The organism is Allosphingosinicella sp. (genome assembly GCF_036387615.1).
GTDB lineage: Bacteria > Pseudomonadota > Alphaproteobacteria > Sphingomonadales > Sphingomonadaceae > Allosphingosinicella.
On sequence record NZ_DASVTH010000055.1, the window covers coordinates 1 to 1,566 of the forward strand.

Genomic DNA, 1,566 nt, shown 5'->3' on the forward strand with positions numbered 1-1,566 from the left:
AAAACTAGATGAACATTAGTTGCTGCCCGGACGGGCAAGGTGCGGCGGTGCTGGCGGCGGTCGACGATCTGATGGACTGCGTCATGACAGCAATCCTACCAAATAGGGGCTGATGGATTGCGCGGGATTGATTGATGCCTATTTGATTGGCATGAGCGAAGGAACGAGTTTCGATGCCGCGATGGAGCGGCGCTTCCAGGACTATCTTGAGGATTTGGGCGCGGCTGTGGGCAACGATGCGCGTCGGCGTGGGCTGAGCGACTACATGACCGGGCTGTTGCTGCCCGGTGAGCGCAAGAGCATGGAGCCGATCGCCGAGCGCCTGGACAGCGGGAACGTCTCGCGCCGCCACCAGTCGATCCAGCATTTCGTCAGCGAAGCCAGTTGGAAGGATGGCCCCGTGCGCGAGCGGGTGCTCGGCCGGGTCGTGCCGGCGATGCAACAGCGCGGCGCCATCGAGCACTGGATCGTCGATGACACGACCCTGCTCAAGAGCGGCCGGCATTCGGTCGGGGTCGCCATCCAGTACTCGGGTCTGGTCGGCACGACGGCCAACTGCCAGTCGCTGGTCAGCCTGTCGCTGGCGACCGGAGCGGCCAGCATGCCGGTCGCGTGCGAGCTCTACCTGCCCGAGGAGTGGGCGCATGATCGCAAACGCCGTCTTCGTGCCGGGGTGCCGCCCCATCTCGTGTTCCGCACCAAGATCGAGATGGCGATTGATCAGATCCGCCACGCCGCCGCCACCGGCCTGCCGCGCGGGATCGTGCTGGCCGACGCGGCTTACGGCGGCGCCCGAAGCTTCCGCGACGCGCTGAGGGACCTCGATCTCGCCTACGCGCTCGGGATCGAGAGCAACACCACGGCCGTGCCGGCCGCCGGCGCGGCGGGCCACGCCACGGCGCGCGACAGGTCCGCCAAGGTCCAGGCCGGCGCGGTCCGGGTCGATGTCCTGGCCGGCGAGTGGGGGCCGCGGGACTGGCGCACCGTTTCCTGGCGTGAAGGATCGGCCGGACAGTTGACCGGGCGGTTCGCGGCGCGCCGGGTTCAGGTCGCTCCGACCCAGCGCCGTGACCACCTCGATCCCGAGGAATGGCTGATCGTTCAGGACGCCGAGGCCGCCAAGGACCGGAACTACTGGCTGAGCACGCTGCCGGCCGACACGCCGCTCGAAAACCTCGTCCGACACGCCAAGGGCCGCTACCGGGTCGAGCAGGACTATCGCGAACTCAAGCAGGAGGTCGGCTTGGCCAGGTTCGAGGGCCGTGGCTGGCGCGGCTTCAATCACCATGTCACCCTGTGTCTGGCGGCGTACGGCTTCCTCGTGTGCGAGCGAAGCCTTTTCCCCCCTCGGCACCCCGCCCAAGCCGACACGGACGGCGCGTCACAATCCATACTCCATCGCCTCGCTGCGTCACCGCATCGCCCGCATGATCATGCGTAAATTGGAGCGATGCCCGTACTGCGCCCAACCCCACAGAGCTTCCCAAATGGCGGACAATAGGGCTTTTCATAAAATGCTATGACACAGTCCAGGTGGCAATATTCAAGAATTTAGTCCTATGAAGA

General features: G+C 65.8%; 1 protein-coding gene. It reads left to right on the forward strand.

All coding sequences use genetic code 11. The features are described from left to right. Positions 1–151 precede the first annotated feature (151 nt). Entirely contained in the window at positions 152–1,441 is a 1,290-nt protein-coding gene (locus VF631_RS11325; RefSeq protein ID WP_431850416.1) for an IS701 family transposase, read from the forward strand. Positions 1,442–1,566: the final 125 nt, after the last annotated feature.